The following is a 1,026-nucleotide window of genomic DNA, read 5'->3' as shown; positions in this document are numbered from 1 at the left end:
GGGGGGGGGGCGCCCGCGTTCCGGTCACATCCTCGCGCCGCCCCCTGCCGGTGCCGTTAGTCTGGGTCGGTAGGCCCCGAGCCGCCCCTCCCGCCGCCGCGCGAGGGAGATCATGTCTCCCCGCGGCGCACACGCGTGCCCGGCCGCCCCGACCAGCCACACCGGTCGCACCCGAACGTCCCACCACCCCGTAGGAAGCCCCACCATGCTGATCGCCACCGACCTCGAACTGCGCGTCGGTCCTCGACTCCTGTTGGAGCCGACCACCTTCCGCGTCGCCGCCGGGGACCGGATCGGACTGGTCGGCCGCAACGGTGCGGGCAAGACCACCATGACCAAGGTGCTGGCGGGCGAGGGCCTGCCCACCGGCGGCACGGTCACCTCCTCCGGCAGCATCGGCTACCTGCCCCAGGACCCGCGCACCGGCGACCTGGACGTGATCGCCAGGGACCGGATCCTGTCGGCGCGCGGCATCGACGAGGCCCTGCGCGGGATGCGCGAGGCCGAGAAGAAGATGGCCAGCACCGACACCAAGACCCGTAACAAGGGCGTGCGCGCCTACTCGCGCTGGGAGGAGCGGCTGCACGTGCTGGGCGGCTACTCCGCCGAGTCCGAGGCCGCCGCCATCTCCTCCAGCCTGGGTCTGCCGGACAAGGTGCTCGGCCAGCCGCTGCACACGCTCTCGGGCGGTCAGCGCCGCCGGATCGAGCTGGCGCGCATCCTGTTCAGCGGGGCCGACACCCTGCTCCTGGACGAGCCCACCAACCACCTGGACGCCGACTCCATCGCCTGGCTGCGCGACTTCCTCAAGTCCCACCAGGGCGGGCTCATCGTGATCAGCCACGACGTGGAACTGGTCGAGCACGTGGTGAACAAGGTGTTCTACCTCGACGCCAACCGCAGCGTCATCGACGTCTACAACATGGGCTGGAAGCTGTACCTGGAGCAGCGCGAGGCCGACGAGCGCCGCCGCAGGCGCGAGCTGGCCAACGCCGAGAAGCAGGCCGACACCCTGCGCAAGCAGGC

1 protein-coding gene is annotated in these 1,026 nt (G+C 71.4%); it reads left to right on the top strand.

Annotation, left to right across the window (positions count from 1 at the left end; translation table 11 throughout):
• Nucleotides 1–205 precede the first annotated feature (205 nt).
• Nucleotides 206–1,026 (top strand): ATP-binding cassette domain-containing protein (locus DQW06_RS09335; RefSeq protein ID WP_157983386.1); only part of this gene is annotated, 821 nt, incomplete at its 3' end.

Origin of the sequence: Nocardiopsis sp. TNDT3 (genome assembly GCF_003427465.1) — a bacterium.
GTDB lineage: Bacteria > Actinomycetota > Actinomycetes > Streptosporangiales > Streptosporangiaceae > Nocardiopsis > Nocardiopsis dassonvillei.
This window is presented reverse-complemented; position numbering and strand designations above follow the sequence as displayed.